Source organism: Streptomyces turgidiscabies Car8, from assembly GCF_000331005.1.
Taxonomy (GTDB): Bacteria; Actinomycetota; Actinomycetes; order Streptomycetales; family Streptomycetaceae; genus Streptomyces; species Streptomyces turgidiscabies.
In genome coordinates, this window is sequence record NZ_AEJB01000647.1 from 1 (window position 1) to 5,905 (window position 5,905).

Consider the following 5,905-nt stretch of genomic DNA (forward strand, 5'->3'; position numbering starts at 1 on the left):
CGCTCGCGATCGGCATCGACAGTGGAACCAGCGGGTGCGTCAGGCGGCGGTACGCACCTCGTACGCCGTCACAGCCACCGCCTCGTCGTCCAGGCAGCGGCCCGACTCCAGGTCGAAGCGCTGCTTCAGGAGCGGGGAGGCGACGTACGGGCGGCCCTGGTGGGTGCCGGTCAGGCCGCGGGAGAGGACCGCCGCGCCGCCGAACGGGTCGCGGTTGTCGATGGCGTACAGGTTGCCGGCGCGGTCGCGGAAGACGGCGGCCTGCCGGCCGTCCGGCAGCAGGGCCGCCACACCGCGGCCGGGCAGCAGGACGTTCAGGTCGCAGACCGTGAACCAACTGTCGTCGCTGGTCCCGCCGTCGGCGATGCGCAGCTGGATCTTCAGGTCGGTCGTCTCGGGTGCCAGGGTCATCGCTGGGCACTTCCTTCCAGGACGTCATCGGCGGGACGCAGGCCGATGGACAGCAGCGGCAGGTCGGGCTTGATCTGGTCGCGCTCGGGGACGAAGCCGACGACCGGGTCGGGGGTGTCCGGCGCGTTCACGAAGGACACGAACCGGGAGAGCTTCTCGGGGTCGTTGATGGTGTCGGCCCACTCGTCGCGGTAGTGGGCGACATGCGCGGTCATCAGCGACTCCAGCTCCTCGCAGATGCCGAGGGAGTCCTCCACGACCACGTCCCGTACGTGGTCCAGGCCGCCGGGGATCCGCTCCAGCCAGGTCGACGTACGCTCCAGCCGGTCCGCCGTACGGATGTAGAACATCAGGAACCGGTCGATCAGCCTGATCAGTTCGGCGTCGTTCAGGTCCTGGGCCAGCAGGTCCGCGTGGCGCGGGGTCGCGCCGCCGTTGCCGCCGACGTACAGGTTCCAGCCGCCCGAGGTGGCGATGATGCCGAAGTCCTTGGACTGGGCCTCGGCGCACTCACGGGCACAGCCCGACACCGCCGACTTCAGCTTGTGCGGCGACCTGAGCCCCCGGTAGCGCAGCTCCAGGTCGATCGCCATCCGGACCGAGTCCTGGACGCCGTAACGGCACCAGGTCTGGCCGACGCAGGACTTCACCGTACGCAGCGACTTGCCGTAGGCGTGACCGGACTCGAAGCCGGCGTCCACCAACCGGGTCCAGATCAGCGGGAGTTGCTCGACGCGCGCACCGAACATGTCGATCCGCTGACCGCCGGTGATCTTCGTGTAGAGGCCGAAGTCGCGGGCGATCTCCCCGATGACGATCAGACCCTCCGGGGTGATCTCACCGCCGGGGATGCGCGGGACGACCGAGTACGAGCCGTTCTTCTGCAGGTTGGCGAGGAAGTGGTCGTTGGTCTCCTGGAGGGCCGCCTGCTCGCCGTCGAGGACATGGACGCTCGCGCCGATGGTCGGGGCGAGGGACGCGATGATCGACGCGACGGCGGGCTTGCAGATGTCGCAGCCGTCACCGCCCTTGGCGTGGTCGCGGCCGTAGCGGTCGAGGATGTCCTGGTAGGTGTTGATGCGCAGGGCGAGGGCGATCTCGTACAGCTCCTCGCGGGTCTGCGAGAAGCAGCCGCACAGGCCCTTGTCGACGACGACACCGCTCGCCTCCAGCTCGGCCGTGACGAGCTGGCCGAGGACCTTGACGCAACTCCCGCACGTCGTACCGGCCTTGGTGCACTTCTTCACCTCGGGCACGGTGGTGCAGTTGTGCTCGGTGACCGCGCCGCGGATCGTGCCCTTGGTGACGTTGTTGCAGGAGCAGATGATCGCGGAGTCCGGCAGCGCGGTCGGGCCGAGCTGGACCGGGCCGCCGGCGCCGGCCGGGAGCACCAGGGACTCGGGGGAGACCGGCGGGACCGTACCGGTGAACGCGCGCAGCGTGCCGTAGGCCTCCGCGTCGCCGACGAGGATGCCGCCGAGCAGCTTGCCGTCGCGGCCGATGACGAGCTTCTTGTACAGGCCCGAGCGGGAGTCCGAGTAGACGACGTCGAGGCAGTCCTCGGTGGCGCCGTGCGCGTCGCCGAAGGACGCCACGTCCACGCCGAGCAGCTTCAGCTTGGTGGAGAGGTCGGCGCCGGTGAACGTCATCAGCTCCTCGGCCTCGTCCGCGGCGATCGCGGCGGCAGCCGTCTCCGCCTGCTCGTAACCGGGGGCGACCAGCCCGTACACCCGGCCGTCGGAGGCCAGCGCGCACTCGCCGATCGCGAAGACGTGCGGGTCGTTGACCGTACGGCACTGCTCGTCGACCGCGATGCCGCCGCGCTCACCGACCGTGAGGCCCGACTCGCGGGCGAGCTGGTCCCTAGGCCGGACACCGGCGCTGAACACGACCAGGTCGGTGGCGAGTTCGGAACCGTCGGACAGCTTCATTCCGGTGACCGCGCCGTCCTCGCCGACGACGATCTCCTGCGTGCCGACGCCCGTGTGGACGGTCAGGCCCATGTCCTCGATGGTGCGCAGCAGTGCCGCGCCACCCCCGTCGTCGACCTGCACCGGCATCAGGCGCGGCGCGAACTCGACGATGTGGGACGTGAGTCCGAGACCCTTCAGCGCGCCGGCCGCCTCAAGTCCGAGCAGACCACCGCCGACCACGGCACCCGTCGTACGGGTGCTCGCGTACTCCTCGATGGCGAGGAGGTCCTCGATGGTGCGGTAGACGAAGCAGCCCTCGGCGTCCTTGTTGGGAACCGGCGGGACGAACGGGTAGGAGCCGGTGGCCAGGACCAGGACGTCGTAGTCGACGACCAGACCCGAGCGGGCGGTCACCCGCTTCGCCTCGCGGTCGATGGTCTCCGCGGGGTCACCGATGTGCAGCTCGATGCCCTCCTTCTCGATGAACGCCATGTCCGTCATCGAGAGGTCCTCGGGCGTCTTGCCCGAGAAGTACGAGGTCAGCGCGACGCGGTCGTACGCCGGACGTGGCTCCTCGCACAGCACGACCACGCGGTGCGCGGCGGTCAGGCCGCGCTCGGCGAGCGCTTCGAGGAAGCGCTGGCCGACCATGCCGTGGCCGACGAGGACGATCGTGGGGGTGGCCCCATCAGTGGCGGTCATTAGGAGCCTCCATCGTTGGTGAGCAGGTGGAGCAACGGTCCGCCGTCGGAGGGAAGCGGCTCTGCTCCCTCCCAGGCGCGCGCGAGGGCGCCGACGGTGCCGAGTTCGCCGACGAGAACCCCGCCGACCAGCCGGTCGTCACGGACGACGACCTTGCGATACGTGCCCCGGGTGGCGTCGGCGAGCTGGATGACGTCGTCGCCGGGGCGGGGGGTCGGCTCGCCGAACGCGGCGAGATCGAAGGGGTTGCCGGTGTCGGCGGTGAAGTCGGTGAGCGTGAGACGCGTGAGGGCGCGGGTCCCGGTGTAACGGGCGCCGGTGTCGCCGGAGCCGCCCGCGTGCCCTGCCTCGGCCGCCTCACCCGCGATCAACTCGGCCAGGACATCGGCCTGTTCGAGGGCGGGGGTGGCCAGACCGTAGATCGTTCCCTGATGCTGGGAGCAGTCCCCGAGGGCCCTGATGTGCGGGTCGGAGGTGCGCAGTTCGTCGTCGACGAGGATGCCCTTGTGCACGGCGAGCCCCGCTTCGCGCGCGAGCCCCACCTTCGGGGAGACACCGCAGGCCAGTACGACGAGGTCCGCGTCGAGGGCGTAGTGGTCGGCCATCTCGACCGACCGGACCCTGCCGCCCACGCAGCGTACGTCGCGCACCCGGCACTCGGTGTGCACCTCGACGCCCAGCTCGTTGAGGTGCCGAAGCACCAACGCCGAGGCGCCAGGGTCGAGCTGACGCTCCATCAGGCGCTCGGCCTGCTGAGCGAGAACGACTTGCGCGCCGCGTACGGCGAGAGCGCGGGCGGCGGACACACCGAGCAGCCCACCGCCGATGACGACGGCCTTCGACCCCGGACGCACCGCCTTGGACAGGCCGAGGCAGTCGTCCATGGTGCGGAACGCGTGGACACCTTCGGGGAGTTCGTGGTCCGGGGTGAACAGCCCACGCAGGGGCGGGAGTACGGGGTTGGACCCGGTTGCCAGCACCAGCGTTTCGTACGCGATCGAGGAACCGTCGGAACAGTGCACGATCCGCTCGCCCCGGTCGATACGCTCGGCCCGCGCCCGGACCAGCCGGTCCGGCGACGGCAGGGCGATCACCTCGGGGGCGTAGCGCCCGGCGAGGACCTCGGCGAGCAGCACCCTGTTGTACGGGCGGTGCTCCTCCTCGCCGACGAGCACGACGTCCGAGGCGGACAGGCCGAGCTCACCGAGCCGCCGGGCGAGCCGTACGCCCGCGAGCCCGGCGCCGATCACCACCACACGCGCATTCGAGGTCATGTACTGCAGCGTGCGTTGCCGGTGTTACCCGACCGCATCACGTCTGTTTCCCGGGGGGCACGCTTCCCTCAGCGAGGGCAGGGGGTGGGTGTGAGGGTTCGGGAAGTACGAGCCGGGTGGCTGTGAGGTGCAAGAACGATACTGCGGCAACCTAAAATCGCGATCGTGCCCGACATATCCCTGCCCATGATCGCCGCCCTCTGCGCCGCCGCCCTCGCCGCCGGCTGGATCGACGCCGTCGTGGGCGGCGGCGGCCTGCTCATGATGCCCGTCCTGCTACTGGGGCTCCCGGACACGTCCTCGGCCGCCCAGTACGCGCTCGGCACGAACAAGGCCATGGCGATCGTCGGCACCACGGGCGCTGCCGTGACGTATACACGCAAGGCGCCGGTGGACGTACGGCTGGCGGTACGCATCGGGCTCGCGGCGGTCGCCGGCTCGACGGCGGGGGCGTTCGTCGCGGCCGGCATGAGCACGGACACCCTGAAGCCGGTCATCATGGTCGTCCTGCTCGGCGTAGGCGCCTTCGTGATCTTCAGGCCCGCCTTCGGTACGGCCCCGGCGACCACCCCGGTCTCCGCGCGCCGCGTCCTCGCCGCGATCGGGCTCGCGGGCCTGGGCATCGGCTTCTACGACGGACTCATCGGCCCCGGCACGGGCACGTTCCTCGTCCTCGCGCTCACCGCGCTGCTCCACCTCGACCTGGTGACCGCCTCCGCCACGGCCAAGATCGTCAACTGCTGCACCAATGCCGGCGCCCTCGCGATCTTCGCCTGGCAGGGCACGGTGTACTGGGAGCTGGGCGCGCTGCTGGCCGCGTTCAACCTGGTCGGCGGGATGGTGGGGGCGCATACGGCGCTGAAGAAGGGGAGCGGGTTCGTACGGGGGGTGCTGCTGGTGGTGGTGTTCACACTGGTGGCAAACCTGGCGTACCAGCAGTGGGTCGCGTAATTAGGGGGCGGCTTCAGGGAGAGGCAGAGGCAGAGGCCCGGCGGCTGCCACCGGTCAGATGGGCGAAGACGACGACGTTCCCCTGGTAGCCCGTCCTGGGTGAGTATCCGCCGCCGCAGGTGATGACGCGCAGCTCGGGCCGGGGCGCGGCGCCGTACACCTTGTCGTCCGGGAAGTGGTCCTTGTCGTACACCTCGACGGCGTCGACGGTGAAGAGGGCGGTGCTCCCGTCACCCCGCTCGACCCCGATGCCGTTCCCCTTCTTCAGGGCGCCGAGACGGTAGAAGACGGAGGGTCCGTCGGCGTTGTCGACATGCCCCGCGACGATCGCGGTGCCCGTCTCACCGGGGACGGTGCCGTCCTCGTACCAGCCGGCCAGATCCTCACGCTCGGCGGGCGGTACGTCCAGACTGCCGGTGGCGGTGAGCCCGAGGCCCATCAGCGGGGCGTTCACGCGGATGGCGGGGATGCGGATCCGGAGGGGCGGGGAGGGCGGAAGCGCGGGGGTGGCGGGCTTCGGTACGGCGGACCCCGGGTCGGCGGACCCCCGGTCGGTGGACCCCGGCTCGGTCGATGCCGGGCCGGTCGGCTCCGTACGGGCCTGGGCGGCGGACGGCTGCGGCGGGGCGTGCGTCGCGCCGCCGCTGCGCACCA

The 5,905-nt window shown here is 70.8% G+C and carries 5 protein-coding genes; 1 reads left to right on the plus strand and 4 read right to left on the minus strand.

All coding sequences use genetic code 11. The features are described 5' to 3' along the window. Positions 1-39 precede the first annotated feature (39 nt). Genes nirD through STRTUCAR8_RS44890 form a run of 3 tightly spaced genes read right to left on the minus strand, consistent with a single transcriptional unit; the run spans position 40 to position 4,300 of the window. Positions 40-411 (minus strand): nitrite reductase small subunit NirD, encoded by a 372-nt coding sequence (gene nirD, locus STRTUCAR8_RS44880; protein WP_006383161.1) that lies wholly within the window; start codon positions 409-411, stop codon positions 40-42. Continuing rightward, the gene (gene nirB, locus STRTUCAR8_RS44885) at positions 408-3,026 is read right to left on the minus strand and encodes a nitrite reductase large subunit NirB (RefSeq protein ID WP_006383159.1); all 2,619 of its coding nucleotides are present in this window, start codon (positions 3,024-3,026) and stop codon (positions 408-410) included. Before nirB ends, nirD begins: the two co-directional genes overlap by 4 nt. Beyond that, entirely contained in the window at positions 3,026-4,300 is a 1,275-nt protein-coding gene (locus tag STRTUCAR8_RS44890) for an NAD(P)/FAD-dependent oxidoreductase (protein WP_006383162.1), read from the minus strand. Before STRTUCAR8_RS44890 ends, nirB begins: the two co-directional genes overlap by 1 nt. Positions 4,301-4,465: 165 nt before the next feature. Between STRTUCAR8_RS44890 and STRTUCAR8_RS44895 the strand changes: the two genes are divergently transcribed. Then, positions 4,466-5,251, plus strand: a complete 786-nt coding sequence (locus STRTUCAR8_RS44895) for a sulfite exporter TauE/SafE family protein (RefSeq protein ID WP_006383163.1) — start codon at positions 4,466-4,468, stop codon at positions 5,249-5,251. A 13-nt stretch (positions 5,252-5,264) separates the two neighbouring features. Here the strand turns inward: STRTUCAR8_RS44895 and STRTUCAR8_RS44900 are convergent, their stop codons facing one another. Next, positions 5,265-5,903: a class F sortase gene (locus STRTUCAR8_RS44900; protein WP_078507511.1), complete on the minus strand. Its 639-nt coding sequence runs from the start codon at positions 5,901-5,903 to the stop codon at positions 5,265-5,267. Positions 5,904-5,905: the final 2 nt, after the last annotated feature.